The organism is Cellulomonas pasadenensis (assembly GCF_047229365.1).
Lineage (GTDB): Bacteria > Actinomycetota > Actinomycetes > Actinomycetales > Cellulomonadaceae > Cellulomonas.
Genome location: NZ_JBFTEP010000006.1, coordinates 1 through 26,634, shown reverse-complemented (window position 1 = coordinate 26,634; position 26,634 = coordinate 1). Strand labels below are relative to the sequence as shown.

Sequence of the window (26,634 nt, the reverse complement as noted above, 5' to 3'; positions counted from 1 at the left end):
CGGACCTCAGCCCATCGCCGCGGCGGCCGCCGGCTCAGCCAGGCCGCCGCACGCGGTCGTCACCTGGGCCTGCCGAATCACGTACCGATCAGGCGGCGGCGTCGCGGGAGGAGCCGGCACGGCAGGCGTACACACCGACGGTGCCGCCGGCGGCGGCGCGGGTGCGCCAACGATCGCCACCGCGATCGCCCCAACCAGCGTTATCAGCGCGACGACGATGGCTGCCCACTTCTGGATGGTGGCCGCGCGGACGGTCGCCTGGGCCTGGGGCGTGGCCGCGCTGACGGTCGCCTCCGCCTGGATGGCGGCCGCGCGGACGGTCGCCTCCGCCTGGATGGCGGCCGCGCGGACGGTCGCCTCCGCCTGGATGATCGCGGCCGCGATGGTCGGATCCTCCGCAGGGCAGGCATGCGCAGCCGCGTCGCCGCCGTGAGGCTGCGCCTGCTCGGTCCCCGTCATGTTTCGTACCATCGACCGCGGGTCGTTGGAGTTGTTGTCGACGCCGGGTCGACTGGCGTGCACGCGCTTCGAAGGACTGTTCACAGTCCTTCGCCGGGAAAAAGCGGGATGCCCGACAGGGCCGCCGAGAGGGTGGAACGTCCCCCTCAGGGTGCTAGCGGTGGTCATGCCGCGCATGGAGCCCGGCGGGCCTCCCTACGGTCAAGCGCTCCGTGGCTCACGCGGTCACCGGGTGCTCGCCGCCCTCACCTCGAGGTAGCGACGCAGCGACGCCCGCGAGACGCCCAGGGTTCGCGCGACGCCGGCCACCGTCGCGCCCGGCTTGGCCAAGAGCTCGTCGGCCGCCACGCGGCGCTCTCCCGTCATGACCGTGGGCCGGCCGCCTGTCCGGCCACGCGCCCGAGCCGCGTCCAGGCCGGCGACCGTGCGCGCCCTGATCACGTCGCGCTCGAACTCGGCCAGCGCCGCGAACAGGTGCAGCTGCAGCCGCCCGGCCGACGTCGTGGTGTCGATTGCCTCCGTCAGCGATCGGAACCCGACGGCGCGCTCCTGCAGTTCGGCAACGACGGACACCAGGTGCGACACCGACCGGCCCAGCCGGTCCAGGCGCCACACGACGAGGGTGTCGCCCTCGCGTGCGTAGTCGAGCAGCGCGGCAAGGGCCGGCCGCGCCTCCCGCGCGCCGCTCGCGTGGTCGGTCCACGTCCGGCCACAGCCCGCGGCCGCCAGCGCGTCGAGCTGCAGCGCCGGGGTCTGCAAGTCGGTCGAGACGCGCGCGTAGCCGAGCAGAGTCATGGCCCGCACCGTACGGAACGCGGCGGCCGGTGGCCGGCCACCGCGCCAGTTTCGACCACGAGTTTCGGCCACTCACGACCGGGCGTGTCGGGCGGCCGCTCCTGGCTGGCCGGTAACGGTCGTTTGCGGGCGACAGACGGAAGTCGGTTCGGTGGACACCGCGGCGCGTCCTACTGCCATCTCGCCGTGATCCCAGGCAACTCGAGGACCTTGCTCGGCTACGCCTGGGCGCGTGCGACACTTCGGCGGTGGACAGCAACGCGACCACGCCCCTGACCTTCGTCCAACTGGGTCGTTCGGCTTCATGGGATATCCCGCTCGCGGACCGCGGAACCCTCGACCCGCGGACCGCCGCCCTACTGGCCGCCGTCTTATTGGCTGCGTGCGAGCAAGTCAGCAAGGAAAAGTGCGCTGCCTTCAAGGTAAAGAGCGCCACTGAGCTTTCAATCCTCGGCCTGGCGATGGCGTTCCGTGACGACGACGCTGGCCTCGTCGGCGACGTTTTTGAGTGGAGCCTCCTACTGGGCGCAAATGGAGCTGATGCGCTGATTGCGCAAATGCTGTCGGACGCGTTAGTGCTGCTCGATGTTCGCATCGACCGCCCGCAAGCGGTCCTAGTGGCCGCGGAGCGCGGGCGGCTAGTGCAGTACTCACCCGACTTGCCGGCGAAGGCTGCCCTCGCCACGGGCCGCCGCGGCAGGCCGCCTCACGTGGCGAAGCTTCTAACGTCCATGGACACTCACACCTGGAAGGCTGACCTCCTGATCGGCGCCGAGGACCGGTGGGTCGCGACCTCGCTGAAGAGCAACCCGATCCACTTGGCGAAGTCGCTCTCCGACGCGGCGTCGACGCAGCACCCTCCGCGCATCGGGGTGACCGCCACCGAGCGTCGCGCGGCCGGAGTGATGCGAGACCCCGAGAGCGGGGCGGTGATAGTGAAGGTCCCGGTTGACGGGCGCTATCTGGCCCTATCCAAGGTCGTGCTCTTGGACGTCAGCAAGGCGTTCACGCGCCATCTGGCGGTCCCTGGAACGCCGTTGCAGCAGGATGCCAGCGGCATCGGCCGTCAGCTTCATCGCTGGCGAGACCGCCCAGTCCATGAGGTCGTCAAAATCCTGCTCGAGGTTGCAGGAGATGCTGCCCTACAGGTCGGGGATGTCCACGACACCGGTGCAAGCGTCGATGACGCCCGTGCTGCACTGGTCGCGGCAAACCCACTCGACGATGTCGGCCTTCTAGGCGCCCCGCTGATCTCTTTCCCCATCTCCAGGATGGTCGACTTTGACCCGATCGACTGAGAGTTGCCCTGAGCCGGCCAGCATGGGGATACGGACTCCGTAGGCTGACCGTGTGCCCCGTCCAAGCACTACTGCCGTCGCGACTGCGATCCGCCACTCCCGCGAACTCGGCCTCCGCACGGAACAGGCGTCGGCCCTCGAGTCGCTCCTCGTGGCCTGCCGCCTGCGCCGCCGTGGCCTGCCGGCGTCCATCCGCAACGTCGACGACGTCGCCGTGGAGCTGTTCGGCTTGCTTCCCAGCCGTCCCGAGCAGGGCCGCTGCTACATGTTCCGGCCGAACGGCTTCTGGGGGCCGCTTGAGGACGCGGGTCGGAACACCGTGTGGAACACCACGACTCGTGGTGAGACGCTCGCTCGTTCCCTCTTCGAAGAGTTCGATCGTCCGCGTCGCGACCGGGCGCCTGACATCCGCGGTGGACTTCGGTCCGACGCTCCGCAAGTCCTCAGCGCCTTGCTCCAAGAGACTGGCCGGGGCGACCGGCGCCCATCCTGGCTCGCTCTCGCGGCCGCGTTGCTACGCGAACAGAGTTTGGATGACGAGACGGCAGCAAGGGAATCGTTACGGGACTTCCTAGGGACGGTGAACGAGTCGGGGGACGTCACTCCGCTACCTGACAGCGAGCTTGACGCCTTCAGCACGAGGCAGCCGCTCGGAGTACCACTGCTTGCAGCCGACCCTGCCGACGAATTTCATCCGGAGCGACTGCCCACCTCGGTGCTACCCGCAGCTGGGGCGGTGACACCTCAGCAACGGACGGAGGCGGTGGCTGGAACGTCCTACGACATCGTGGGGGATGTCGTCGTCGATTCACGTGTGGAGCGGATGCTCGAGACGGCGGTGCGCACCTATCGGGCAGTGCTCTTGGTGGGGCCTCCGGGAAGCGGCAAGAACACCTTGCTCAAGCGGCTTATCGCCCGCGCGCAGGAGGATCCGGGGCTTCTGGGGCTGAGCGCACCGCCGCGGCTGCCACTGACGAGGACGCCGGACGAGAGCTGGACGAGCTTTGAGCTGATCGGTGGGCACGCACCCACAGCCAACGGGCTGCGCTACAGCTCCGGAGCGGTCCTTGATGCGATCGAAGCCGACCGCTGGCTTCTACTGGACGAGACGAACCGCGCCGACATGGACAAGATCTTTGGCGCGTTGCTCACCTGGCTCTCGATGGACCCCGTCGAGCTCGGCACTCTGGGCCCGGCTGACCGCACGCGGGTCGCTCTGGGATGGAACATCGGCTCGCCGGCAAGCACCGTCGCGCCCGTCGAGGGCCTGGCAGTGGAGGAAGGCAAGGTCACGGAGGTCGCCTTCAACGCCGGGACGGACTGGCGCCTGCTGGGCACCTACAACCCGCAGGACGCGCAGCGGGTCTTCCGATTCGGCGTCGCACTGAGCCGGCGGTTCGCCATCGTGCCGGTTCCGCCACTGGATCCCGATCAGTTCGTGACGCTCCTCGAGCGCCAGGAGGACGCCGCTGCGGCCCCGTTGCCCGCCAGCCTCTCGCAGCGTGTGGCCGCTCTGTACCGAGCCCACTTCCAGGACCCCACGACGCAGTTGGGACCGGCGGTGTTCCTGCGGATGATCGAGTACGTGCTGTCCTCGCACCGGCCCACGGCGGCGGCCGTCGACGAGGACGTTGAAACAGACGTCGAGGGGGAGGCGCCGGCGGTCGACGCGACACTCGACGAAGACGCACCGGTGGACGAGCAGGCCGGTGCGCCGGCGCAAGAGACGGCCTCGAGCGATGGCGAGCTGCTCGACGAGCTGCTTGCTGAGGCGTACCTCGTGCGGGTCGGGAAGTACCTCTCGACCTACGACACGGACACCATCGAGCTCCTTGGCCAGAAGGTCACGGAGGGCTCGCCGGCGGCGCTGAGCCCCCGACAGTGGGCTTGGGTCGTCGAGCACCGTGTCTACCTCGGCTGACTCGTATCCGGTGCCGACCGGTCGCCTTCGAGAGCTGCTCGGCGGCTGGAGCGGCCAGGGGTCACTCAGTTCCACCCTCTGGGCTGACCTTGCGGCGGTCGAGGGCGAGGACGACACGCCACTCGCTGAGCGCCAGTGGAGCGATCGCGACGTCATGCGCAGAGCCCACCGGGTGCTTCTGGAGCAGCTGGAGCCGCAGCTCGCGCGATGGCCAACGCGCTTGCGCGACTGGACCGAGGCGCTGCCCGCGGCGACAAGCGCACACCGGGTGGTGTCGGCGCGACCCCTACGTCCTACCGACTGGGCCCAGACCGCCCGACGTCACGGATGGCCCCCGTCTACGTTTATCGGGCGGAAGCGAACCTCTCAGGCCGACGAACTCTTGGTGAGCACGCTGCGCTGGACTCTTCCACAGGTGCTGTCCACCGTTCGTCACGCCACCGCGGTCCTCCCGGGTGCTGCCGCGACAATCGAACGCCAGATGGAGGTGGCCGCTCGCCTGTTTGAGCTGTACGCCGGAGATGATCCCGCGCCACAGCCGGCTACCGCCGACCTGGCTGCCGTTGCCCGTGCGGGTCCTCCATGGAACCTGCTGGCACCGGTGAGCACGACCTACCTGCGCTATCAGCAGCACCTCGAAGATCTTGCCCTCGAGGTGATCTACCCACTGGAGAGCCTGCGGTGGAGGCTGTTCCACATCGGCGTGCTCGGCGAGGTTCTCGGGGCGCTGCGGGATGACGGTGCAAAGCTGCAATGGCGCGCTCCCCTGTCCGCCACCGGCGGGCGCCCGCAGTACCTCGCTCACCGGCCTGGCGGATCACAGCCGCTCGAGGTCTGGTTCGAAGCAGCCGGGGTGTGGAACCGTCACGCGACCCGATTTCCTTACCGGGAGGCCCTTCGCGCGCTCGGGATGCAAGCAAGCGCGATCGGACCCGACATCCTCCTCCTCGACGTCACGAGGCGTCGCGCCCTGGTGCTCGAGTGCAAGTTTGGAGACGCTCGCTACGTCGGTCGCAACGGCTACCTCCAGGCGTTGGCCTACGCGAGCGAGCTCCGGGTCGACATCGCTGACGAGGTCTGGACCTATGTCGTCGGACCGGATGGGGTCGTCGCCGGCTCGAGCGCTACGAGCCTTCACGGACCGCACGTCGCTCGACGGGTGGGCGTCACCTCTCCTGCCGCGCTCCCTGGGGTGGTGCGCGAGTTCCTGAGCTTGAGTCCGACCTGAGCGCGCGAGTCGTTTCGCCCGATCAGGCCTTCGCTGCCCGGGTGACCGGGACGCCGTCGTGGGAGCGAGCGTGCTCTCCGTAAGCGCCAAACGCGGTCGACTCGACCATGCTGATCGACTCCTCCGCCTGGGCGAGGTACTCAGGTGCGACATCGATCCCCAGGAATCGGCGGCCGAGCGATCGGGCGGCTACGCCGCTCGTACCGCTTCCAACGAACGGGTCGAGCACGACGTCACCCACGTTGGTCGTCAGGCCGATGCACCGCGCAGGCAGCGCGAGCGGGAACTGGGCGCCGTGGCCGCCGCCCTGCGAGGTAGCCAGTCGCCAGACGTCCGACAGCTTGTCGGTCTCGAGGAGGGTGTTGCGGCCCCCGAGCGTGGGGGGCAGCTGCCGGTAGGCGTCTCGGCTGAACCGGGGAGTGCGGTGCTTGGAGAGGTGGAGGATGTACTCCAGGCTTCGGCTCACCCGGGAGTTCTGCGGCTCGGGGGTGGTGTAGGGCTTCGCCCAGGTGATGGTGCTCTTCACGTAGTAGCCCAGGCGGCTGGCGCGCGCTGCGATCTGAGGCGGGATCTGGCACTGCTCCCCGTCCTTGAGGTAGGCGTGGCCAGCGCTGTAGCGCCGGCTCTCGTGCTCCGCCCACGCGCGCCGGTCGTGGCCCTGCATCGCGCGGAGCGCCTCTGCGGCGTTGCCTCTGATCTGCGTGCGGGTGTTGAAGGTGTCCATCACGTTCCACCAGATGCTCCCGTGATCCGCGAGGACGGGCATCAACTTGTAGAGCAGCTCGGTGGTGTGCCGGATGAACCCCTCGGGGGTCTGTTCGTGCCCGTAAGGGCAGACCTCGCCGTCCGCCCAGGTGACGAAGTGCGAGGCCTTGTAGACACGCATGGCCCAGTACGGAGTCGAGGTGACGACGCAGTCGACGCTCCCGGCGGCCATGCGCGGGATGAGGTCGAGCGCGTCGCCCTCAAACAGCTCGAACTCCTGCTGGTCGGCAAGACCGACCGATTCTCCCCGCGGCCCAACCTCGGGCCGTGGGGAGAACAGGTAGTCGAGCACCTGGCTGCGGCGCACGAACGTCTCGGCGTACGCGTCCTGGTCCAGCAGCTCGAGCACTTGGTCCGCCGTGACCGCGGTGACCGGGGCGCCAAGCGCGCGTCGGACAAACGTCTTAGACATGCCTACGACGGCCGCGACGTCTTCGATCGGCACCTGCGCCGGTGAGCCGGCGTACCGCGTTCGGTCGAGCCGGGCCACGGGCGTCACCGGCTTCACGTCCGGCAGAGGCCTGGACGTTGCGCGCTTTGTCACCGCTCTTCTCCTAGCCCCAGGCCGTCGAGATCAGTGTCGACGCCCACCGCCGCGTCCTCGTCCACCGTGTTGTCAGCTGTGGCTGGCATGGTGATGACGTCGGTGCTGTCGAGCCAGCGATACGACCACTCTGACCGGACCACGATTCGATCTGCCCAGGGGAACTGCGTCGGAGCTAGCGCCTGAACTGCCGACTTAAGGGCAGCGATCGCGGCATCGATCCGGGCGCCTCTGATGTTCGCGCGAAGCCCTTCGGGCACGTGCAGTTCGAACGACAGCGTCAGGACGCGGTGGCTTGGCACGATGAGACCCTATCTCGCGGAGATCTCCTACTGTCCACGACATGCCGCCGGTCGTTGACGCGCTCGCGCAGCGGCCGGGCCGCCCACGGGCGCACCCTTCGGATGACGGCAGCCGCAGGGCGGCGCATGGGTGACGGCGGGCGCGCCCCGCGCGGCGCGGCAGGGATCGGCCCGGGCCCGCGACTACCGTGCGTGCGCATGGGACGGAACGCGCAGCGCCGCAAGGAAGCGAAGGAAGCCCGGCGCACGCCGTCGACCGCCGGCACACCGGCGGCCTCGGTCCGGTGGCTCGACGACGCTGACGCATCGGCTGCGCTCGCGACGCCCGGCGGATTTTCGCGGCTCGCGCGGCGCACGTGCGACGAGTGCGGTGGGTCCGACCTCCTGTGGTCGGACCTCGGCGGCCTGCGCGCGGCCGTGAGCGAGGACCAGCGCGCCCGCGTGGACGAGATCGCCGGCTTCGTGGGGGCAGGCGCGGAAGCCTGGCGCTGCCAGAAGTGCGGGAACTTCGGGGTCCTTGGAGGGTTCGAGGCATCCGACGGCTGGTGACCCGGCGTCGGTCCTCCTGTCGGAGCTGCGCGACACACTCGAGGACGTGCGCAGCTCTCGTCCCCGACGTCCCGCGTGGTCCATCGCGATCGGCGGTACCCGTGACGAACGGCTCGCGGTCGCGCGCGATCCGACGTCGACCGCCGACGACCTCGCAGCGGTCGCACCGGGCTACCAGGACCGCGACCCCGACCTAGAACTGATCGCCGCCGTCCTAGATCACCCGGCCGTCCCCGAGGGCGTGGTGAGCCGCTACGCGACGAGTCGTAGCGAGGGCACCCGGCTACGGGTTGCGAGGCACCCGCGGTGCCCGGCGACGGCCCTCGACGTGCTCGCCGTCGACCCGTCGCCGGCCGTACGGCGGGCCGTCCAAGAGCGCCCGCCGGCCGGCCCGACGGCAGCGCATGGCTCCTCACCGGAGAGGCGCTGAGTCAGCGGCCCTCGACGTTGATACGCGGGCGGCGACCCGGCGGGTAGACGTCCGCCGTCGTCTCCTCGTCGCCGCGCAGCCGCCGCCCGCGCAACGAGTCGATGACCATGCCCTAGTCGTGGCACAGCACGAGCAGACGAGCAAGCTGCCGGCCTGCCTCGTCGACGTCGTGCACTTCGACCGGCTCGACGTCGCGGTGCTCGCCCATCCGGCTGTGACGAGCGGCGTGGTCGGCCGCTACGCGACGTGCGCGGACGAGGCCACCCGGCTGCACGTTGCGGTGCACCCGCGTTGCCCTGCGACGGCGCTGGAAGTGCTGGCGGCGGACACCTCGTCGAGGGTTCGGCAGGCGGCACGCGAACGCCTGGCCGCGCAGGCGCGGGTCAACGGGCGTCGGCCGGGATGATGCCGGTCATCCGGCCGGCGCCGGGGTCGACGACCTCCAGACCCAGCGCGCGGTAGAGCGCGAGGGCGCGTTCGTCGCGTGCGCGCACGGTCAGCCGCTGGCCGCCGTGGTGCTCGAGCAGGTAGGCGCGCACCGCGCGCATGCCGCCGCTGCTGGTGGACGCGGCGAGGTTGATCGTCAGCTGGGTGCCGGGCACCCCTGGCCCGGACCGGCGGATCTTCCCGGGGTAGGGCAGCAGCGGGACGAAGCCGCCGACGGCGATGGCGAGCACACCGACGAGCAGGGCGAGCATTACGAGGACGAAGGCCAGACCGTGCACGAGGCGCACGAGCGGGTGCTCCGGCACGAACGACGCGAACGGGAGCAGGACGACGCCGGGCACGAATATCCCGACCACCCCGCGCAGCGTCGCAGCAGCCTCTCCACCGCGCGGGACGATCGAGACGAGGGTCGCTCGCTCGGGCCGGTGCGGGTCGGTCCAGCGCCGCAGGAACGGTCGGTAGACGGCCAGCAGCACGACCATGGCGCACGTCGCCAAGGCGGTCAGGACGGCCCGTGTCCGCCGGCCTGCGTGCGGTAGCGGTGCGCGGGCGTAGGCGCCGGCGACCATGCGGGCCGCGGGAACGACCTCGCTCCAGCGCACGCGGCGCAGCGGACTCACGACGGCTCCCCCTCGTTCTCTAGCCTCACACGCTCGGGACGGTCTCACATGTAGCCGTCACGGCTGGGCGACAATCCGGCGAGGCCGGCGCCATGATCTCGCGCCATATCAGATGCGTGAGACGGACGCGCGCGTCGCCGGCGGATGCGCCAGCCCAGGCCGTGCTTACGCCTTCTCCTCGGCGGTCAGCGCCGCCACGGCGCGCGCCCGCCAGCGCTGCCCGGAGCGGGTGCTGACCGGGCAACCGCGGCGCGCCAGCTCGGCCGCGAGGCCGGCACCGGACACCGCGGGGTCAGTCCGGACGATCGAGACGGCCAGCGCGAGGGTGTCCGAGGTGTCGGCCATGGGTGGCCGGCCACCGTCGTAGGCAGCGACATGCTCGGTCACCGTGCCGGCACCGCCAGCGGGCACGGCGGCGGCCACCGCGCACCGCTCGGCGAGGGCGGGCGCCGGCGAGCCGGACACACCGCGGGGGGACGCCAGCGGCGCGGCCGGTTGGCTGACGCTGGTCGCGGCCGGCAGGTGGTCGACTTGCCCGACGGCCGCGAGCACGTCGAGAAGCGTCGACGTCGGTGGCGCGACGCGCAGCGCCGCTAGGTGCGCGCGGTCCAGGCGCCGGCGGGCGCGCCGCGCCTGTCGGGTGCGCGAGCGCCCTGCAGCGTCGAGGCGGCGCACCAGCAGTGCACGGCGTGCGACGTCGAGCAGCCGCCGGTCGCGGCGCACCTCGACCAGGGTGCGTTCGGCGTGCTCGGCACGGGCGGCCTGCAGCACCCGGTCCCACAGCCATGCCGCAACCAAGGGCGCGACGGCGCGCACCGCGGCCGCCAGAAGCGAGCCGGGGTCGGTGCTCCACCTCGAGGATCCGTCGGGCGTGGTGACGACGAGCTCGTGCACGCCGGCCAGCACCCCAGAGGTGGCTGACACGACCCAGACGGCGACGGCGTCGGCTCCCCCGGGCCGTCCGGTCAGCGCCGCGGCGCGGGCTAGCAGCGCCGAGGAGAGCAGCGCGAGCTCCAGGAACCCGGCCAAGGCGACCGCGGCCAGCGGTGCGAAACCGAGCACGTCGACGGCCAAGGCCGTCATGCCCTGCGCGGCCAGGATCGTCGGGACGAGCGCGCCGACCGCGGCCACCGCGGTCGCCTGCCGGCGCGCACGCGCGGCGGCCAGGACGCCGGCCGGGTGCGCGGTCACCGGCTGCTCGCCGCGACGACGCCGACCGCGCGGGCCAGCGCCAGCGGGTCGTTGCGCTCGGCCTGCGTGACCGCAGGTGCGGGCGCCGGCACCGGGCGTGCGACGGGCGCCGCGGGCCGCTCACCGAGCGTGGGGTGCGCGATGATGGTCATGGGGATCCTCCAGTTGCAGTGGTGGGTTCCTCGCCCCCGGCGGTGCTCCAACACCGCCGGGGGCTCTTCTTCTGTTGTGGGTCGTGCAGGTCTCGCGGTCGCTAGGTGCTGCCCTCGGCGAGGTCGGTGCGTGCGCCGCGACCGGGCCGGGTGGCGTGCCAAGCGCGCACGGCATCCTCGTCGTACATCGCGGTGCGCCCGTGGTACTCGACGGGCTCGGGGATGGTCCCCTTGCCGTGCTGGCGTCGGCGGGCGAGGTAGGCCCGCCACGTCGACGGGCTCACACCGACCAGCGCGGCGGCCTGTTCGGTGGTGATGAGCCGGCTCATACGCGGTCGCTCGGCCACGGGTACAGCGGGCCGATCAGCTGGGGGTCGCGCACCACGGTCAGCCCGCCATCGCGGGTGGGGACGCGCGGCGCCTCGGTGTGCTCGTGGGTGCCGGCTGCGTGCGCGAGCGCGGCCAGGACGAGCGCCAGCCGGTCGCGGTCGAGCCTCGTGACGATCTGCTCGAGGGAGTACTCGCGCCACGTCGCGTCAGCGTCGGTGGGGACCTGACCGGACAGCGACACCGCGATCGCGACGACAGCACGCTCCCCCGACGACAGCGCACCCTCGGCGACGTCGCCCGCCGCGGCCTCGAAGTCCAGGTAGACGCGCGAGCCCATCAGCTCCTCACCGAGCCGGGCGTAGCGCGAGGCCAAACCGGTGCGGATCAGCAGCTCCGTCGCCGCCTCGAGGGGCAGCGCGCCGCGCGCCCAGGCCCGCAGCTTCGCGTCCATGTGTGACATCGCGGGCCCCGTCCGTGTGTCGGCTTCACTGGTGATCGACTATACAGCGGTAACGCTGCGACGTCAGTAGTTGTCCCCAGCCGGTGTGCCGACGTCGCCGACGGTGGCGATGCGCGGGAGCTCGAGGCGGGCGGCCGCGGCGTGGCGCAGCAGGGTGAGATCGATGCCGCCGGAGTGGTGGGCGCGCATGCCGGCTGCGGCGTCGCGGTAGCGGTCGGGGTTCTCGCGGACGTCGCGGGCGATGACGCCGGCGCGCTCGAACACGGACAGCACGCGCTCGGGTCCTTGCATTGGTGCGTCCGGGAGGGCGTGGTCGTGGGAGGCGATGAGGGCGGCGATGGTGGCGCCGAGATGGGCGCGCCCGGCGAAGTACTGGGGTCCGCCGAGCTGGCGCAGCAGCCGGGTGGCTTCCCGGCGCGACCACAGCATCCGGTACAGCAGCTCGTCGGTGCTCAGCTCGACGGCGCTCATGCGGTCCTCCTCCCCTGGTGGGTGTGCTCGAGTCAGGCGGTGGTGGCGAGGGTGGCGATGCGGTCGGGTCGGTAGCCGGACCAGTGCTGGTTCTCGTCGATGACGACGATGGGTGCCTGGGAGTAGCCGAGGTCCTCGGTGACCCACTCGCGTGCGGCGGCGTTGGTCTCGTCGGCGAGGTCGACCACGACGGAGCTCGCGCCGATCTTGTCCAGGGCCCGGTAGGTCGCGGTGCACTGCACGCAGCCGGGGGTGCTGTAGACGGTCGCGGTGGTGTGGGACATGGCTGCTCTCCCGTTCGTGGTCGTTGTCGTGGGGCCTTTGCGGAGCCGACCGTTGCTTGGACCCTCCTGGCAGATCGAGATGAACGCCGGCATGAGCGGGGCTGCAGGCACCCCGCAGGGGCGCGCCCGTGGGCGCGAGTCGGGTTGCCGCGCGGCGGTGGCGAGATTCGGCGGGCTCAGGGAGCGCAGCGAGCGCAGCCGGGGCTCGTCGTCGTCGTGCCGGCCGCAGCGCAGCGGAGCCCGGCTTGCCGGAGTCTCGCGCCGGCGAGCGTGGAGAGCCAGGAGGGACACGAACGTCGTGGTGACTGCGGTCGGGTGGCACCCATGACAAGCGACGTCAGAAGGTTGACAACTAGTCATCGTCACGTCGATAGTGCCTTCACAATGGCGGGACGCGTTTAGGAACGAGGACGCAATGAAGCGCAGATGGTTGACGGCGATGGTCGCCGCGAGCATGTTCGGGTTTGCCAGCGCTCCGGCGACGGCGAGTACGACGGAGGCGGCGTCGGTGGAGGCGGCCGTTGGCTGTGTCCGGCAGGCCGACTGGTACCTGTCGTGCAAGTGCCCCGCCGCGTACACCGTGACGGTGTTCTGGGAGGCGACGGCGTCGCCGTCGTTCATGTACTACGGCTACAGCCACGCCCACATGACGGCGCCGCGCTCCGGTATCGGTGGTGGGGTTTGGGGAGTCAACCCCTTCCAAACCACAGGTACGGGAGCGAAGAGCAAGTCGGTTTACACCAGTGGTCCGGTCTACTTCTCGCCCGGCGGCGGGTCGCAGGCCGACCGATCGAAGAACATGGGGGCTCGGTGTAACGCCGCCTCCCTGGTCGCTGCGTCGTGAAGCGGAGCAGCTTCCTCACCGCGATAGCCCTCGTCGCCGTGTTGGCGGGATGCACGGGCAGCCCAGACTCGTCCGACGGCACGACCAGCCCAGACGGTGTCGCTCCGACTAACGGGGCAGCCGACGGGTCCGCGACTGCGTCCGCAACCACGACACCGGCCACATCACCTGCCGCGGAGGGTTCCACTCCTCGCGTAGCTTTGATCGGGACGTTCGAGCGTGACGAGTGCACGTTCGAGTCTTCTGGCTCCAGCGAGCCAGCGCCTCTGGAGGCCGACGAACTGAAGCTGTCGATCGACGCGTTGTCGCGGGTGCACCCGGTGGACGAGGTGCAGGACGTGCTCGTGCAGACGTCAGAAACAGCAGAGCTCACCGGCGGGGCTCCACGCGGAGTCAACTTCGTCGTGGCGACCTGGAGCCAAGGGGACGCCATGACCCGTGGCGCCGCGCGCGTCGTCCTCGCACCAACCTATGAGGGTGACACCGTGGCTCAGGAGATGTCCTTCACCTTGACCTGCCCGGCGGGTGACCTAGAGAGCGCGTGGAGCGACCTACTGCCGAAGTTGCGACCGGACGTCTGGACAGGGGAACCGGAAGAGCTCGGCATGTGGGACTGAGTCTGCAGCTTTAGTTCGTCAGCACGGTGGCCGCGTGAGTCCCCGGCGCGTCCTCAGCGAACAGGCGCTCTTTCGTCTCCAACCGCTGCATGCACATGCCGTGGGTGGGGGCGTCGACTCGTCAAGGTCGGCGCCCTCACGGACATCCCCGCCGCAGACGGGCGGTCCACCGCCACCACTCTCAGCGCGATGCGTCGCAGCCCAGGCGCGGGTGAGGTCATCGACGTCGACTGCGGGGTGCTCGAGCACGTGCCGGCACAGGGCAGCGGTGGCGGGGACGAGGTCGGCGCCGGGTGGGGTGTCGAGCCAGGCGGCGAGGGCGCCGGCGCCGGGGACGACAACATCGTCGACAGCCGCCGCGCAGCGGCGACCGGCACGCCGCGCAGCGGCGCAGCTCTCGGACCTGCAAGGGCCGGCGCCGGGCCTGAGGCACCCGCCAGCACTCTCGCACTGCTCCCGTCCCCGGGGTGCGTGTGCACCCCGGGGGACGGCAACAGGTCACCCGCCGGAGAAGACCTGCAGCAGGATCTCGGCGAGGCGTTCGATCGCCTCGGCGAAGGTTGTCGATCCGACGACTTCAACTGCCAGACGGCGAAGGAAGACCCTCGCGACGACCTTAACTAGACGACGACTCCATGCACGAATACGTTCGCGCCACACGCGACGTCGACGAGCACTCTCTGTGTTCGATTTCCCAGGTACTGCTACTTGCTGCTCTTGCATTGGATGCTCCCATGGTTGTCCCACGAGACATCAGATGCGTTGAGTCGGTTGCACTCCGGACGGCATAGTTTTTTCGACGCCCGTTAGAAGTTGACTCTTCGACGCTAGCGAGTACACTGGTTGTTGTAGGGACAGACAAGTTGGTACCCCCTTCAGTCTCATGGGTTGCGTACTAATTAGTCGTGAGCAGGCTCATGACCTGCTCGTAGAGTTGCTGAGGCGCCCTGCCAGGCGGTCTCAGGTCCTCGGACAACAGCCTCCTCGCCTAAGGCGGGGAGGCTGTTCCTCGTTAACGCACAATGATACAGCATTCCGGGCGCCGTGTGCAGCACCACCTGCAATTCATCCGACCCGCCGGGGCCGCGCGGGATGCGCGATCCGGACGTTCGTCGAAATCCCGTGGCTTCGTCTCGGTGTCGCGTTCGGATTGGACTTCGGGTGGCCTGCTTGAGGTGGGCTGAGCGGCTGGGAGCCCCGCGGGCGAGCTGGCGCTCGGCGTACGCGAGGCGGTAGGCGCGACGTCGCGTTGATTCAGCCGTGGCCGCCCCGGTGACCAGGGAGCCGTTCGTGGACAGTGCACCTGTTGCTCCGCATGGCCGTCGCGCACGGCTCTCTGGCCTGCGCCGTCCGGGTGAAACGGCTAGCTAGGTACCGGACGAACCCACGTGAAGCGTCGTGTCGGTGTCGGGGGTGAGCACTAGACGATCTGCATGGCCTCAAGTGACCTGCGGCATGCCGTGACCGACAGCCCCACCGGAACAGCCACCGTCGTGGCGCCGCCCTCGCACGACGCGGCGGCCAGGCTGAAGGCGGCGCACCGGACGTTCTGGTGCACGACGCAGGCCGGCGGCTGCGGCGGCGTCCTCATCTTGTACGTCGGCACGGTCCGCGTCCCCCACTTCCAGCACCTCCCCGGCGCCTCGCCCTGCGTGCTGTCCAGCCGCGACGCGGCGCCGGCATACGCGCACCTGGCGTATCAGCGTGAGCTCACGGCGTGGCTGGCTGACCAGGGATACGACGCGCGGATCGAGCACAGGTTCGACGACGCCGGCCGTGCCGACCTGCACGTCCTCGTGGGCGGTGTCGCCCACACGCTCGAGGTCCAGCTGACCGACATCGCGGTGGACGCGTGGCAGGACCGCGATGCGCGCTACCGGACCCATGTCGACCACGTGAGGTGGCTGCACGGCCCTGCGTCGACGACAACGGCTCGGACCGAGCGTGTGACTCGGGACTACGCGCTCCGGATTGGTCGGGACGAGGTCGGCGGCGTTCGGATCGGAGTCGACACCACGGGCGTTGAGGCCGCCATCGCTTGGGTGTCCCTCGCCGAGTGCAGGATGACGGCCGCCGGCGTATGGGTCCCGCAGCTCGAGGCTGCGCTGCGGAACATCGCCGCGCGCGCGGACGCTGCCCGTCGACCGGCAGCCGAGGAGGCTACGTCGAGGCAGCTGCGCGTGCCGCAGCTGGCCGCACTTGAGCGGCGCACCGGCGCGCACGTCGAGCCGCCGCCGGGGTTGCGGACAACCGCGGACTGGCGTCGGCTGCAGCCCGATCTCCCGCTATGGGGGCCCGACCACCCCGGGTGGGCGTGGATGCGCGAGCACCCGGTCGAGCAGCACGCCGCGGGCATGTACCTGGCCATGACGGTGACGCGCCTGTACTTCCGGGGGGCTTACTCCATGCTCGCGAACCCCGACCTACCCGCGGAGGTTGTCCGCTCGATGGTCGAGGACATGACGGCAGCCGGCTGGCTCTATGAGGACACCCGTCGCGCCCCGGAGCCGATGTGGAGGCGCGGCGAGCGCGCGCCTGCTGGGTACTAGGCGGCGACGACGAAGGCGCCGATGCCGGCGAGGGGCACGGTGAGACCTGATCCGGCTCCTGGAGCGGGCCGGGCGCCCGAGGATCGCCTGGGTGGGGTCGCTCCCCCGGATTGCTTGCTATCTATCTAGTAGCGGGCTGATCACTTCGAGACCTGCTCACGCCATGCGTTGTCGATGAGGTCTTCGATGACCTGCCGCAGTGTGGTGCCCCGCCGTGCGGCGAGCTCGCGCAGTCGGTGGTCGGACTCGACGCGAACGCGGGTGGCCAGCTGCACGGTGGGTTCCTGCCGGCGGCTGGATACGGCGATGCGCACAGGTGCCTCCTGCGGCATCTCCGCTCGCTCCGCCGGTGCCGGCGGCTGCGCGTCACGGCGAGAGATCGCCGGAGCTGGCGGAGTCGGCCCGGGAGCGCTGGGGGCCATCGGGTCACTGAGGGTGGGTGCGACGCGGCGGCGCTTGGGCACGGGCAGGTCGCTCATCGGCCGGTCTCCTTGGTGTCGGGCCACAACGCGTCGGCGAGTTGGGTGAACGCGTCGGCGACGACGGCTCCCCTGTCGAAGTCGCCCCACCAGACTTCGCCAGCGCGCGCGGAGCGGACGATGACGCGTTCGGGGATGAACGGGGTCAGGAGCAGGTCACCGGCGGTCTCGCGCAGGGCCTCGATCGCGGTGCGGGCGTCGCGGGTGACGACAGTGTCGGGCCAGCGGGTGACGATGATCCCGGCCTCTGCGAGGTTCGGGTTCAGCGGTGAGAGCTGGCGGAAGCGGGCGACGTTGTAGCGGGCCCACTCGACGCCGGCGCGGCCGTCCTCGTCGGGTGTGGTGGTGTACGCGACGCGGTCGGAGGCGGTGAGGGCGGAGCGGATGAGGAACCCGCCCTGCCGGTTCGGGGAGTCGATGAGGACGACGTCGCGGTCCCAGCCGGTCAAGGAACGCTTGAGGCGCAGGTCGCCGTACTCCTGGTGCGCGGTCTCGAGGGTGGCGATGTCGCGCGAACCGGGTACGACCGACACGTTGGCGTTCCACGGCGTAACGAGCGCGAGGTCGGCGGCGGCGCCGTCGACGTCGTCGACGCCGAGGATCGCGCCGACGTGCTCCCCCTCGGGGACGTCGACGCCGAGCCACGTTGTGGCGGTTGAGCGGGGGTCGAGGTCGATGACGCCGACGCGGACGCCGCGGCGGCCGAGCTCGGCGGCCAGGCCGAGAGTGACGGTGGTCTTGCCGACGCCTCCCTTCTCGGAGGCGACTGTGAGGGTCTGCATGCCTGCATGCTACTAGCACTCTATCTATCTGGCTAACCATCTAGCTAGATAGATAGGGAGATAGATAGTCAGATAGATAGTTGACGGATCGCATCGTTAGACGGCTCGCATCACGCTGCCTGGTGTGCCGCGGTGTCGGTGAGCGTCCAGCCGACGTCGTCGTCGGGTGGCCACCACCAGCGTTCGGCATCGTCGTCGGCGGGTACGTCGTCATGCGCGTCCGCGTCGTGACGCTCGAGGAACGCGCGCCAACGCGCCCGCTCGAGGCGGTGGCGCCGCAGCTGCGCGGCGACGACCTCCAGCACGCCGAGCTGTTCGGCGACGATGAGCAACCGGTCGGGTCGCGCGGCGAGTCCGTCGTGTGTGCGGTCCACGAGGCCGTGGGCGTGCAGGGCCTCGACCGCGTCATGTGCCGCGCTACGGGACACGCCGGCGGCCCGGGCGGCGTCGAGCACGGTGGCGGCGCGGCCGGCCTCAATGGTCTCGAAGACGAACGCGGCGACGTGCCCGAGCTCGCGGAACGCGGGCCGCAGCGCGTGAGCGCGGCCCCGGTCCCAGCGCGGGACGCGGCCTTGCAGGTCAACGGGCAGTCGGAGCTCGTAGAGGTCGGCGTTCTCGCCCCGCGCGGGCTCGATGCGATCGATCCACCCGTCGGGCTCGTCGGAAAGCCGGCGCAGCACCGCGGCCACCGAGGAGTGCTCGGTGCCGGTCGCCACCGCCAGGGCGCGAGTGCCGAAGGCCACGTAGCGCGATCCCGTCTTGTGGGCGGCCTCACCGAGGGCACGCAGGAGGAAGCGAGCGAGGTGGTTGCCACGGCCGGGAAGGCGGTGGTGCTCGGTCAGACGGAGTGCGGTACGCCAGGTGCGGATAAAGCCGTGCTCGTCGACGTCGGGTGCGGCAGGGAGGGGGCCCCGCTGTGTCTCAGAGGCGCTTGTGTGTGATCTACGGACAAGATTCGACGCGGGGTCGTTGGCGCGTTCAGTGAGCCAGGTGCTGGCGGAGCGCCAGTCGCGGGCCAGGGCGCGGTGGCGCTGGTTGGGGGAGTAGCGGGCGTAGAGGCTCGCCAGTCCGGGCCAGCGGCCGTCGGCGAGGCGTGTGGCGACGTCGGTGAGCTGCCAGCCGGCGCGTACGGCACCGGCGATGACGGCCTGTCGGGCCTCGGACGCGCTGGCATAGCGGGCGGTGTCGTAGAGGCCCGTTTCGGCGATCGTGCGTAGGCGGTGCCCGAGCGCCCCGCGGGAGGCGTGCGCGCCCGCGGTGTCGTCGCCCGCCGTGCTGGCCACGGTGGTGGTCTCCTCGGTTCGCCAGGCGCCCGCGTGCGCGCCGACGAGCGCCGTGAGGGCCTGGACAACCTCGGGCGCATTACGGCGCCGCAGGGTGTCGTACGCAGCCGCGAGGGGCGTGAGGAGTTGCTGGTGGCCACCGTCGCGGTGCGCGGCGCCGGGGACGCGAATGCAACCCGAGCGCAAGGAGCGGTGCGGGGAGGGGTCCAGGGTGGGCGCGTCCGCGGAGAGTGCTTCGACGATCGAGCGGGCCTGGTCGTACGGCAGGCGCTCGAGGAGGGGGACGTAGAGGTGGACGCCGCCGCTGGAGGAGCGGTCGGCGATCCAGCGGGCGCCGGCGGCGGTGAGGGTGCGCTCGAGGTGCGCGACGTCGCGGGCGACGGCGTCGGTGCCGCCGCGGCCGACGTCTAGGTCCAGGCAGAGGGTCGCGCAGCAGCCGTCGGGCCCGTAGACCATGACGGCGGCGGGCGACAGCGGGCGCACGTCAGTGAGGGCCCGCTCGTGGCGCGCCTCGTAGACCAGTCGGCCGCCAGCGCTACGCCGGCCGATCCGCAGGCGGGGCGCGCCGGCGATGAGCTGGGCGCAGGCACGCCAGAGCGTCGCGGCATCGTCCGTCCGGGTCGCCGGGAGGGTGTTCACCGGTCGTTCGGACGGCGTGTCGCGCGCAGGGGTCGTCGATGCGGGTATCGTGAGCCTCAACTTCATAGGGACGCACGAAGGTGCGTCTCACCGGACTCACCACCTGGTCGCCGCCAAGCTGAGGGTGATGAGCTTCTGGTCTCGGCCCGCCCCTTCGGGGGCGGGCCGGCTTCGTTTCTGCGGTTATGCAGAGATGTCGAGGGCCTCCTGCTGGCGCGCCGGGGGAGGGATGACCGGCAGCCCTTCGGGCTGCTCGGCGAGGCGCAGGATCAGCGTCTCCATGTAGTACGCGATCGACACGCCGCTGTGCTGCGCAGCCGCCTGGACGGCTGCACGCGCGCCGGGGTCGACGCGCGCCTGCAGCAGGACGGTCGGCGCGTTCGTAGCGCGTTGCGCTCTAGCGCGTGTCCGATGCATGGGGCACATCCTGTCGTGGTGCATGCATGTTTGCTCGCATCTGGGCGCGGCGTGTCGTTGCGCAGTTGCACGTGAGTCATCGCGGCGTCGCGGAGGAGCAGCATCAGGGGGCGGACGTAGGCCGGGTCAGCTCGACGGCGCAGGTCACGTCGCCGAGCAGGAGCGTGGTGCCGCTCTCGACGACGTAGGCGACGTTCGGCTCGAACTGCCGCGGGGGGTCGGTCTGCGCCTCGGTGCCGTTGCCGCTGTTGTAGTCGGTGACCAGGACCCGCCCGTGCTCGTCGACGTCGACGAGCACGTGGGTGCGTGAGAGCAGTCGTCCGGGGCTCGTAACGGCTATGGGACGCCGGCCGTCGACCGGGGCGGGGTTCCGACCGATGGCCACGTCCTCGGTGGCCTCGACGGTGTCACCCGAGTCGAAGACCAGGCGCAGCACCGGCCGCGGCGCGTTCGGGGCTGAGCGACGTGTCTGCGCGTGCTCGAGCTCGTCGACGGCGTCGGGCACGACGTCGCGCGCGTCGACAGGGTCGGCCTCGACCCGGTGCGGCTCGTCGATGCCGCACTGGACGCACTGCCCGGCGCTGACGGGCTGGAGCCGGCGGCAGCCGCGGCAGCGGCCTTCGTGCACGGCAAGGCCGTCACCAGTGGCGATTGCTCCCGTGGCGTCGACGAGCTGGACGATGCCTTCGGGTCGTACCGCGAGGTTCCACGTGTCCGTGCTCTCGTTGACCGTCAGGCGTACCGGGCGGCGCAGCCGCCCCGCGAGGGCGGTGCAGCGGGCGATCAGACCTGTGCGGAGCTCGTCGATTGACGGGGCCGCGCAGGGCCGCTCGGTGCCGTTGATGGTGATGGTGCCGGTGCCGTCGGGGCGGACGGTCGCGATGATCCGGGGCCACGCGGCAACCTGCTCGTGCGCGCGCGCTGTGCTCGCTCTGGTGGTGCTCTTGCCGCTGGCCACGCTGGTCTCCTCCCGCCTCAGCCGAGCGTGATGCCGACGGCGTCCATGAAGGGCACCGGGTCGGTCGGGGAGCCGCTAACGCTCACCCCGAAGTGCAGATGGCAGCCCTTCGACTTCCCCGAAGACCCGACGCGGCCGATCTGCTGGCCGGCGGTGACCTGGTCGCCTTCACGAACGAGAATCCCGGAGGCGTACATGTGCAGGTAGGACGTCTGGACACCGCCGCCGTGGTCGACCTTGATGGTCCCGTTGCCCTGGCCGTCGAACCCCGTGAACGTCACGGTGCCGTTCTGCGCGGCCCAGATCGGACCGTCGCAGCCGCCGCCGCTGAGGTCGGTGCCGCTGTGCAGGCGCCACACCTTGTCGACGGGGTGCATGCGCATCCCGTACACGCTCGTGATGGGGCCGGCTGCGGGCACGGCCCACCCGGTCGGACTGACCTGCCCGGGCACGGTGGTGCCGGAGCACACCTGACCGCCGGTGCCGGGGTTGAGCCCGGTGTCGACGCCGGACAGGCTTTCTACGACGGCGACCGCGGCGTCCCAGTACTTCTCGTAGTGGAACGGGTCGGCGTTGCGCTGGGTGCGGTGCGCGACGATCGTCGGCTGCAGGGTCTCGCGGCCTTCGATCCGCGTCATCGCGGTGAAGAAGTTGGTGGCGCTGATGAACGGGTCCATGCGGTCCTCATACGACCCCCAGGCGCCGTTGGCGCGCTGCTGGAACAGGCCACGCGAGTCGGGGCCGGCGGCGTCGCCGTGGTCGATGACACGCAGCGAGGACTCGCCCATCGCGGTCATCACACCGATGGTCTGGTCCCGCGCATTGAGCCCGAGGGCCTTGCCGGCCTCGATGACGTGGGCGGCGTTGACCAGCTGCTCGTGCCCGTAGCCGGCGACCACCACGTCCGGCACCGCGCTCGGGTCGATGCTGACGCTGCTGGCATCGGGGTTGCACGCGGCATCGGCGTCGCTGCCGCCGAGCAGCAGCACGCCGAAGACCGTCCCGAGGGCCAGCACCGGCACGGCGATGACCGCGACGAGCGCGCCCGATGTCCCCCTGCCCGCCATGGGTCAGCTGCCTGCCTCGGGCGGAGTGAAGCGGCTGACCAGCCAGGGCGCCGCTCCGTCGGCCCGGGTCAGCACGAGCGTGTACGCGCCGGCATCGGTTGGGACCTGCACCCGAGCGACGTAGGCGCTGGTCTCGTCGACGAGCGTGGCCGCGCCGGTCACGGCGGTGGCGGGCACGGCGGCCGGGTCGACATACGCGTAGTCCTGCTGGGCCTGCTGCGTCAGCAGCGGCGCGAGCTCGGCCCACCACGTCTCGTACGCCAGCCCTGGGCGCGCGAAGGCGCTCATCGCGTGCTTGGCGGCCGCGACGGCGCCGGCCCGTGAGGCCTCGTCCCAGACCGCTACGGGTGCGGGCGTGATCGTCTCGCCCGTGTCTTCGTCGATGGCGCCCGACGGTGCGGGCGTGAACTGCCCGATGTCTAGCGGTGTCGAGCTCGACGCCGGCCGGGGGATGGGCACGGAGGTGGGAGAGGTCTCGCCCGGCCGGGCGCACGCGCACAGGACCACGGTCAGCACTGCGGCGATGCCTGCCCCTATCGCCCGCCTCTGCACGTCAGTCCCCTTCCTGACCGCCTTCTTCAGCCGTATCCGGCTCAGCCGGACGACCACGGGGCACGTTGGCCCCCTGGCGCATGGCCTGCTTCAACTCCTCACGCAGGACGAACCACGTGCTGCCGAGTTTGTAGCCCGGGATCACGCCCTCACGCAGCCAGTTGTAGACACCCTGCTTCGTCATGCCGAGCAGCTCGGCGACCTCGGGTGCGGTCAGCGTCGGCCCGTATCCCTCGAACAGGGCATCCAACCCGTCGCTCACGCGGAGCACCCGACGACGACTCCACACGAAGCGAAGATAGCCGCTATTAGGCGCTGTTGGTAGGTATCGCCGTCTGTCACGCTGTCGCGCCCTCTCTTGCCACAGTCATACCGCATCGCTACGATCGGGGTAAAACGGACTGTGCGGACACTATCGAGGGAGTGTGGCGTGACCGACGCCGACAACCCGTGGCTGTCTCGGCCCGTGGCACCGCAGCCGAGCGCACCTGCGTACACGGGCGCACCGACAGCGCGACCGACCGGGCCCTCGGCCCCGCAACGCGGCGTGCCCGCACCGGACCGTGCGGCCCTGCTCCCGACCATCGACCAGCGGCAGGACGCCGACCTGTGGTGGCTAGGCGCGCACGGTGGGGCGGGGGAGACCTCGCTGGCTGCGCTCATCCCGGGATGGCCGGCCGCTGGCCACGGTTGGCCTCGGACCCCCGGCGCCGCACCCGCACGCGTCGTGGTCACCGCCCGCTCGAGCATGAGCGGGTTACGGGCGGCGCAGACCTCCGCGACCCAATGGGCCGCCGGCCTGGTCCCGCACGTGCAGGTGCTCGGCCTGGTCCTCATCGCCGACGCCCCCGGGCGCCTCCCGCGTCCCCTGCGCGAGTTCGCGCAGGTCGTCGCCGGCGGCTTCGCCCGCACGTGGACGCTTCCCTGGATCGAAGCCTGGCGCCTGGGGGAGCCGCCTGCTCTCACAGCAGCCCCCCGCGAGGTGCGGCGCCTCGTCGACGAGCTCAGCGCGCTTCTGCGACCAGGTGCCGACGGCACCGCCAACTGAAAGGACTCCTTCCCGATGAGCCTGCTGCACAGCGCCCTCGGCGCCACAGTTGACGTCCTCGCCGCGTTCCCCGCGGCGGTGCCGGACCCCGACCCGATCCAGCCCCCGGGCACCGAGGGGTTCACCACCGTCATGGGGTGGGCCAAGTGGGTCGCCCTGGCCGTGTGCGTCCTCGGCCTGTTCGCCGCCGGCGCCCTCATGGCGATCCAGTCCCGACGCGGCGAGGGCGGCGAGCACGTCGGCAAGATCGGCATGGCCCTCGGCGGCGTCATCGTCATCTCCGCCGGCGCAGCACTCGTCGGCTTCCTCGCCTGACCGGACCCGCGCCATGGCAACCGAAGACGATGCCCAGAACCCGTTCACCCGACGCGGCTTCATTGCTGCGGCGCTCGTCATCGCGCTCATCGTGGTGCTCGGCGTCGTCATCGCGATCGTGAACGCCACCCGCGCCGACGACACCGCGGCCACACCCACCACCGCGCCCACCACCACCAGCGCCGCCGCCACCACCAGCGCCACGCAGGCGGCGGGCGGCGCCAGCGTGTGCGGGCTGGCCGGTGAGGAGCTGTCGGGAACCATCACGACGGCACCCGAAGCTGTGTGGGAGTACCAAGGCACGATCGGCTATCCGACGTCAGAGCTCTACGGGCCGGGCGAGACGGCAGACGGAGCGCGCTACTGCTTCCAGCGGTCACCCGCGGGCGCCCTTTTCATGGCGGCGAACGCCATCGCTCAAGGCTCAGACCCGGCGACGTCTTCGACGTGGGCTCAGCGCGCTCTCGCAGAGGGTCCCTACCGCGAGCAGTTACTCACCGACGTCGGCGCTGGCTCGTCTGACGGCACTCGCCTGCGTGTCGCCGGCTTCCGAGTCCTGGACTACGACGGTGACTCGGCGCGCATCGACCTCGGGGTTGTCGGGTCAGCGTCGGGCCAGAACGTGACTCTCTCTGGGGTGTACGAGCTGGTTTGGCAGGTCGGCGACTGGAAGATCAGCGCCGACGTGCCGGCGCCGCTCGACATGGCCACCATCCCGGACCTCGCGGGCTACATCACCTGGGGGGAGTGAGCCCCCGGTGGTGGTGGCAGAGAACTGCGGGGTGCTCGATTTCACGTGCAAGGCGGAGCAGCTCGCTACAAGCGCGATCGGTGACGCGATCGAGAACATGGCCACGGCTGTCCTGGAGGCTTACGGGAAGTCGGTCGCATCGCTGGGCACGATTTGGGTCAACATCGGCACGCCGAACCTCACCGGCGGCGGCGGCTCGTCGGCGATCACCGCCGGAAGCGCGGCTCCGGACTCGGGGAACATCACCACGGTTCTCGCTTACGTCACGTGGATCAGCCTCGCCGTGGCGGTGCTGTCGCTGTTCATGCTGGGTGGGCTCATCGCGACGCGGATGCGCACCGGTGAGGGCGTGGCCGCGGTCGGGAAGCTCGGGCTCGTCCTGGCCGCAGTCGTTCTCATCTCCGGGGCAGGCGCGCTGGTCTCGGGGCTGATGCCGGCGCGGCCGCGCGGCGCCGGCGGCGCAGTGCTGTTCCTGCAGTCCGGCCTGTGGTGGTACATGGGCGCGGCCGCGGTCGTGTCGGTGATCATCGGCGGCGCCCGGATGGTGTGGGAGCAGCGGGCCGAGCCGGGCCGCGACACGGTGCGCAGCCTGCTCACCCTCGTCGTGGTCGCCGGGGCCGGCGTGACGATCGTCGGGCTGCTCGTCGCGGCCGCGGACTCGTTCTCCGTCTGGCTCATCAACGGCTCGCTCGGCTGCGACGTCACCGCGCCGGGGTCGACGTGCTTCGGGGAGAACATGCTTGCCCTGCTGGCGCTGACGACGAACCCCGCGGCCGGCGGCCTGGGGGCGCTGCTCATCATCATCCTGGGCCTGATCGCGATCCTGGCCTCGGCGTTCCAGATCGTGCTGATGGTCGCCCGCGGCGGGATGCTGGTGATCCTGACCGGGATCCTGCCGCTGTCGGCGTCGTTCACGAACACCGAGATGGGCCGGACCTGGTTTAAGAAGTGCATCGCGTGGCTGGTGGCGTTCATCCTCTACAAGCCCGCGGCCGCGATCGTCTACGCCGCGGCGTTCCAGCTGTCCGGCACGGACGTGTTTAGCGACGACGGCACGGGCTTGCTGGCGGTACTGACCGGTCTGATGCTCATGGTCATCGCGCTGTTCGCGATGCCGGCGCTGATGCGTTTCGTGACGCCGATGGTCGGTGCGATGGCCGTCGGCGGCGGGGGAGCGGCCCTCGCGGCCGGGACGGCCGCCGCGCTGCCCTCTGGTGCGGCCTCGGTCGGGCGCCTGGGCACGGGTGCCGGTAGCTCTGCGTCGTCTGCTGGCAGTTCCGGCGCGCAGGGCCCGGCCGGGGGAGCAGGGCCGTCCGGGAACCACGCCGCCGGCGGTAACCCGGCACCCGCGGGGTCGCAGAACGGTGCGCCACACAACCCGGGCGCCGCTGCACAGCGGACCGGCAGTGTCCCGGCCGCACGCGGCACCGGCGCCGCCGCGGCTTCGGGCGCAGGTGCCGCCGCCGGCGGTGCAGGTGTGACGGCCAGTGGCGCGGCCGCTGGCGCGGCAGCCGGACCGGTTGGTCTGGCGGCCGGTGCTGCGCTCGACGCGGGCACGAAGGCCGGGCAGGCGGCAGCCGGGACTGCGCGCCGCCTCGGGCACGAATCCACAGGGGAAGGGGGCGGTCCGGATGGCAGCCGTTGACGTGAGCACCAGGGGCGCGCGGACCTACGGGAATTGGCGGCGCCCGACGTCGCCGGGCATCTTCGGCCTCGGCTCGATCGGGACCGTGGCGCTGCTCGGTGGGCTGATCGCCGTGGTGGTCACGGTGATGATCGCCGGGCTGCTCGAGGCCGTGGTCCTCGCGGCCGCGCTTGCCGTTGCCATGTTGGCGGTCCTGACGAAGGACTCGCACGGCAAGAACGTCATCAGCCGCGCCGGCGCGCGCGCCGCGTGGTGGTCGGCACGTTCGCGCGGCACGAACGTGTACCGCTCCGGGCCGTTGGGGCGTGCTTTGTGGGGGACCTTCCAGCTGCCGGGGATCGCGGCGCCGACGCGGCTGAGCGAGCACCGCGACTCCTACGGGCGCCCCTTCGCGCTGCTGCACACCCCCGCGACCGGGTCGTTCGCAGTCGTGATCGGCACT

At 71.0% G+C, this 26,634-nt stretch carries 33 protein-coding genes; 14 read left to right on the top strand and 19 right to left on the bottom strand.

What is annotated here, in order from left to right; translation table 11 throughout:
• Positions 1 to 6: 6 nt before the first annotated feature.
• Both AB6N23_RS01935 and AB6N23_RS01930 read right to left on the bottom strand, forming a co-directional pair.
• A complete protein-coding gene (locus tag AB6N23_RS01935) occupies positions 7 to 459 on the bottom strand; it encodes a hypothetical protein (protein WP_412864229.1) in 453 nt (150 codons plus the stop codon).
• Positions 460 to 684: 225 nt separating this feature from the next.
• On the bottom strand, positions 685 to 1,254 hold the full coding sequence (locus AB6N23_RS01930; protein WP_412864227.1) for a recombinase family protein: 570 nt from the start codon (positions 1,252 to 1,254) through the stop codon (positions 685 to 687).
• Positions 1,255 to 1,502: 248 nt separating this feature from the next.
• Between AB6N23_RS01930 and AB6N23_RS01925 the strand changes: the two genes are divergently transcribed.
• The 3 genes from AB6N23_RS01925 (at position 1,503) to AB6N23_RS01915 (ending at position 5,701) form a co-directional block, all read left to right on the top strand.
• Positions 1,503 to 2,552 carry a hypothetical protein gene (locus tag AB6N23_RS01925; protein ID WP_412864225.1) on the top strand — a complete coding sequence of 350 codons (1,050 nt, stop codon included), beginning with the start codon at positions 1,503 to 1,505 and terminating at the stop codon, positions 2,550 to 2,552.
• 52 nt (positions 2,553 to 2,604) lie between these two features.
• Complete coding sequence (locus AB6N23_RS01920; RefSeq protein ID WP_412864223.1) at positions 2,605 to 4,473, top strand: AAA family ATPase; 1,869 nt, start codon at positions 2,605 to 2,607, stop codon at positions 4,471 to 4,473.
• Between the two features lie 385 nt (positions 4,474 to 4,858).
• The gene (locus AB6N23_RS01915; RefSeq protein ID WP_412864221.1) at positions 4,859 to 5,701 is read left to right on the top strand and encodes a hypothetical protein; all 843 of its coding nucleotides are present in this window, start codon (positions 4,859 to 4,861) and stop codon (positions 5,699 to 5,701) included.
• 22 nt (positions 5,702 to 5,723) lie between these two features.
• On the opposite strand, the gene AB6N23_RS01910 is transcribed toward AB6N23_RS01915, so the two are convergent.
• Together AB6N23_RS01910 and AB6N23_RS01905 are read right to left on the bottom strand one after the other, a co-directional pair.
• On the bottom strand, positions 5,724 to 6,956 hold the full coding sequence (locus AB6N23_RS01910; protein ID WP_412864220.1) for a DNA-methyltransferase: 1,233 nt from the start codon (positions 6,954 to 6,956) through the stop codon (positions 5,724 to 5,726).
• A 50-nt stretch (positions 6,957 to 7,006) separates the two neighbouring features.
• On the bottom strand, positions 7,007 to 7,312 hold the full coding sequence (locus AB6N23_RS01905; protein WP_412864218.1) for a hypothetical protein: 306 nt from the start codon (positions 7,310 to 7,312) through the stop codon (positions 7,007 to 7,009).
• A gap of 198 nt (positions 7,313 to 7,510) precedes the next feature.
• Between AB6N23_RS01905 and AB6N23_RS01900 the strand changes: the two genes are divergently transcribed.
• Both AB6N23_RS01900 and AB6N23_RS01895 read left to right on the top strand, forming a co-directional pair.
• Positions 7,511 to 7,861 (top strand): hypothetical protein, encoded by a 351-nt coding sequence (locus tag AB6N23_RS01900; RefSeq protein ID WP_412864216.1) that lies wholly within the window; start codon positions 7,511 to 7,513, stop codon positions 7,859 to 7,861.
• Positions 7,862 to 8,409: 548 nt separating this feature from the next.
• The gene (locus AB6N23_RS01895) at positions 8,410 to 8,697 is read left to right on the top strand and encodes a hypothetical protein (protein WP_412864214.1); all 288 of its coding nucleotides are present in this window, start codon (positions 8,410 to 8,412) and stop codon (positions 8,695 to 8,697) included.
• On the opposite strand, the gene AB6N23_RS01890 is transcribed toward AB6N23_RS01895, so the two are convergent.
• The 7 genes from AB6N23_RS01890 to AB6N23_RS01860 form a co-directional block, all read right to left on the bottom strand.
• The gene (locus AB6N23_RS01890; RefSeq protein WP_412864212.1) at positions 8,675 to 9,220 is read right to left on the bottom strand and encodes a hypothetical protein; all 546 of its coding nucleotides are present in this window, start codon (positions 9,218 to 9,220) and stop codon (positions 8,675 to 8,677) included. The two genes, AB6N23_RS01895 and AB6N23_RS01890, sit on opposite strands and share 23 nt — an antisense overlap.
• Before the next feature lie 303 nt (positions 9,221 to 9,523).
• Complete coding sequence (locus AB6N23_RS01885; protein ID WP_412864210.1) at positions 9,524 to 10,549, bottom strand: hypothetical protein; 1,026 nt, start codon at positions 10,547 to 10,549, stop codon at positions 9,524 to 9,526.
• Positions 10,546 to 10,701, bottom strand: a complete 156-nt coding sequence (locus tag AB6N23_RS01880) for a hypothetical protein (RefSeq protein WP_412864208.1) — start codon at positions 10,699 to 10,701, stop codon at positions 10,546 to 10,548. The genes AB6N23_RS01885 and AB6N23_RS01880 overlap by 4 nt, the downstream gene beginning before the upstream one ends.
• A 101-nt stretch (positions 10,702 to 10,802) precedes the next feature.
• On the bottom strand, positions 10,803 to 11,030 hold the full coding sequence (locus AB6N23_RS01875) for a helix-turn-helix transcriptional regulator (protein ID WP_412864206.1): 228 nt from the start codon (positions 11,028 to 11,030) through the stop codon (positions 10,803 to 10,805).
• Complete coding sequence (locus AB6N23_RS01870; protein WP_412864204.1) at positions 11,027 to 11,482, bottom strand: hypothetical protein; 456 nt, start codon at positions 11,480 to 11,482, stop codon at positions 11,027 to 11,029. The genes AB6N23_RS01875 and AB6N23_RS01870 overlap by 4 nt, the downstream gene beginning before the upstream one ends.
• Before the next feature lie 72 nt (positions 11,483 to 11,554).
• On the bottom strand, positions 11,555 to 11,962 hold the full coding sequence (locus AB6N23_RS01865; protein WP_412864202.1) for a hypothetical protein: 408 nt from the start codon (positions 11,960 to 11,962) through the stop codon (positions 11,555 to 11,557).
• 32 nt (positions 11,963 to 11,994) lie between these two features.
• Complete coding sequence (locus AB6N23_RS01860; protein WP_412864200.1) at positions 11,995 to 12,246, bottom strand: glutaredoxin domain-containing protein; 252 nt, start codon at positions 12,244 to 12,246, stop codon at positions 11,995 to 11,997.
• A gap of 415 nt (positions 12,247 to 12,661) precedes the next feature.
• On the opposite strand from AB6N23_RS01860, the gene AB6N23_RS01855 reads away from it, so the two are divergent.
• The 3 genes from AB6N23_RS01855 (at position 12,662) to AB6N23_RS01845 (ending at position 16,256) form a co-directional block, all read left to right on the top strand.
• Positions 12,662 to 13,090: a hypothetical protein gene (locus tag AB6N23_RS01855; protein ID WP_412864198.1), complete on the top strand. Its 429-nt coding sequence runs from the start codon at positions 12,662 to 12,664 to the stop codon at positions 13,088 to 13,090.
• Positions 13,091 to 13,290: 200 nt separating this feature from the next.
• A complete protein-coding gene (locus tag AB6N23_RS01850; RefSeq protein ID WP_412864196.1) occupies positions 13,291 to 13,707 on the top strand; it encodes a hypothetical protein in 417 nt (138 codons plus the stop codon).
• 1,460 nt (positions 13,708 to 15,167) lie between these two features.
• Positions 15,168 to 16,256 (top strand): competence protein CoiA family protein, encoded by a 1,089-nt coding sequence (locus AB6N23_RS01845; protein ID WP_412864194.1) that lies wholly within the window; start codon positions 15,168 to 15,170, stop codon positions 16,254 to 16,256.
• Positions 16,257 to 16,396: 140 nt separating this feature from the next.
• Here AB6N23_RS01845 and AB6N23_RS01840 read toward each other — a convergent pair whose 3' ends face one another.
• From AB6N23_RS01840 to AB6N23_RS01820, 5 genes are all read right to left on the bottom strand, one after another.
• Positions 16,397 to 16,735: a hypothetical protein gene (locus tag AB6N23_RS01840; protein ID WP_412864192.1), complete on the bottom strand. Its 339-nt coding sequence runs from the start codon at positions 16,733 to 16,735 to the stop codon at positions 16,397 to 16,399.
• A complete protein-coding gene (locus AB6N23_RS01835; protein ID WP_412864190.1) occupies positions 16,732 to 17,517 on the bottom strand; it encodes a ParA family protein in 786 nt (261 codons plus the stop codon). The genes AB6N23_RS01840 and AB6N23_RS01835 overlap by 4 nt, the downstream gene beginning before the upstream one ends.
• 110 nt (positions 17,518 to 17,627) lie before the next feature.
• Positions 17,628 to 19,439: a MarR family transcriptional regulator gene (locus AB6N23_RS01830; RefSeq protein ID WP_412864188.1), complete on the bottom strand. Its 1,812-nt coding sequence runs from the start codon at positions 19,437 to 19,439 to the stop codon at positions 17,628 to 17,630.
• 183 nt (positions 19,440 to 19,622) lie between these two features.
• Complete coding sequence (locus AB6N23_RS01825; RefSeq protein ID WP_412864186.1) at positions 19,623 to 19,856, bottom strand: hypothetical protein; 234 nt, start codon at positions 19,854 to 19,856, stop codon at positions 19,623 to 19,625.
• 103 nt (positions 19,857 to 19,959) lie between these two features.
• Positions 19,960 to 20,292 carry an FHA domain-containing protein gene (locus AB6N23_RS01820; protein WP_412864184.1) on the bottom strand — a complete coding sequence of 111 codons (333 nt, stop codon included), beginning with the start codon at positions 20,290 to 20,292 and terminating at the stop codon, positions 19,960 to 19,962.
• 39 nt (positions 20,293 to 20,331) lie between these two features.
• On the opposite strand from AB6N23_RS01820, the gene AB6N23_RS01815 reads away from it, so the two are divergent.
• Positions 20,332 to 20,667 (top strand): hypothetical protein, encoded by a 336-nt coding sequence (locus AB6N23_RS01815; protein WP_412864182.1) that lies wholly within the window; start codon positions 20,332 to 20,334, stop codon positions 20,665 to 20,667.
• Positions 20,668 to 20,831: 164 nt separating this feature from the next.
• On the opposite strand, the gene AB6N23_RS01810 is transcribed toward AB6N23_RS01815, so the two are convergent.
• The 3 genes from AB6N23_RS01810 to AB6N23_RS01800 are packed head-to-tail and all read right to left on the bottom strand — an operon-like array spanning position 20,832 to position 22,695.
• Positions 20,832 to 21,881 carry a M23 family metallopeptidase gene (locus AB6N23_RS01810; RefSeq protein WP_412864180.1) on the bottom strand — a complete coding sequence of 350 codons (1,050 nt, stop codon included), beginning with the start codon at positions 21,879 to 21,881 and terminating at the stop codon, positions 20,832 to 20,834.
• 3 nt (positions 21,882 to 21,884) lie between these two features.
• Positions 21,885 to 22,490, bottom strand: a complete 606-nt coding sequence (locus AB6N23_RS01805) for a hypothetical protein (RefSeq protein ID WP_412864178.1) — start codon at positions 22,488 to 22,490, stop codon at positions 21,885 to 21,887.
• A complete protein-coding gene (locus tag AB6N23_RS01800) occupies positions 22,435 to 22,695 on the bottom strand; it encodes a helix-turn-helix domain-containing protein (protein ID WP_412864176.1) in 261 nt (86 codons plus the stop codon). Before AB6N23_RS01800 ends, AB6N23_RS01805 begins: the two co-directional genes overlap by 56 nt.
• Positions 22,696 to 22,836: 141 nt before the next feature.
• Here AB6N23_RS01800 and AB6N23_RS01795 point away from each other — a divergent pair, with 141 nt between their 5' ends.
• The 5 genes from AB6N23_RS01795 to AB6N23_RS01775 form a co-directional block, all read left to right on the top strand.
• Positions 22,837 to 23,481 carry a DUF6668 family protein gene (locus tag AB6N23_RS01795; protein WP_412864174.1) on the top strand — a complete coding sequence of 215 codons (645 nt, stop codon included), beginning with the start codon at positions 22,837 to 22,839 and terminating at the stop codon, positions 23,479 to 23,481.
• A gap of 15 nt (positions 23,482 to 23,496) precedes the next feature.
• Positions 23,497 to 23,796: a hypothetical protein gene (locus AB6N23_RS01790; protein ID WP_412864172.1), complete on the top strand. Its 300-nt coding sequence runs from the start codon at positions 23,497 to 23,499 to the stop codon at positions 23,794 to 23,796.
• Between the two features lie 13 nt (positions 23,797 to 23,809).
• Positions 23,810 to 24,547: a DUF8175 domain-containg protein gene (locus tag AB6N23_RS01785; protein WP_412864170.1), complete on the top strand. Its 738-nt coding sequence runs from the start codon at positions 23,810 to 23,812 to the stop codon at positions 24,545 to 24,547.
• Between the two features lie 7 nt (positions 24,548 to 24,554).
• Positions 24,555 to 26,192, top strand: coding sequence for a TrbL/VirB6 family protein (locus AB6N23_RS01780; RefSeq protein ID WP_412864168.1), 1,638 nt, complete (start codon positions 24,555 to 24,557; stop codon positions 26,190 to 26,192).
• A gap of 1 nt (position 26,193) precedes the next feature.
• Positions 26,194 to 26,634: SCO6880 family protein (locus tag AB6N23_RS01775; protein WP_412864166.1), on the top strand; the 441-nt coding region annotated here is incomplete at its 3' end.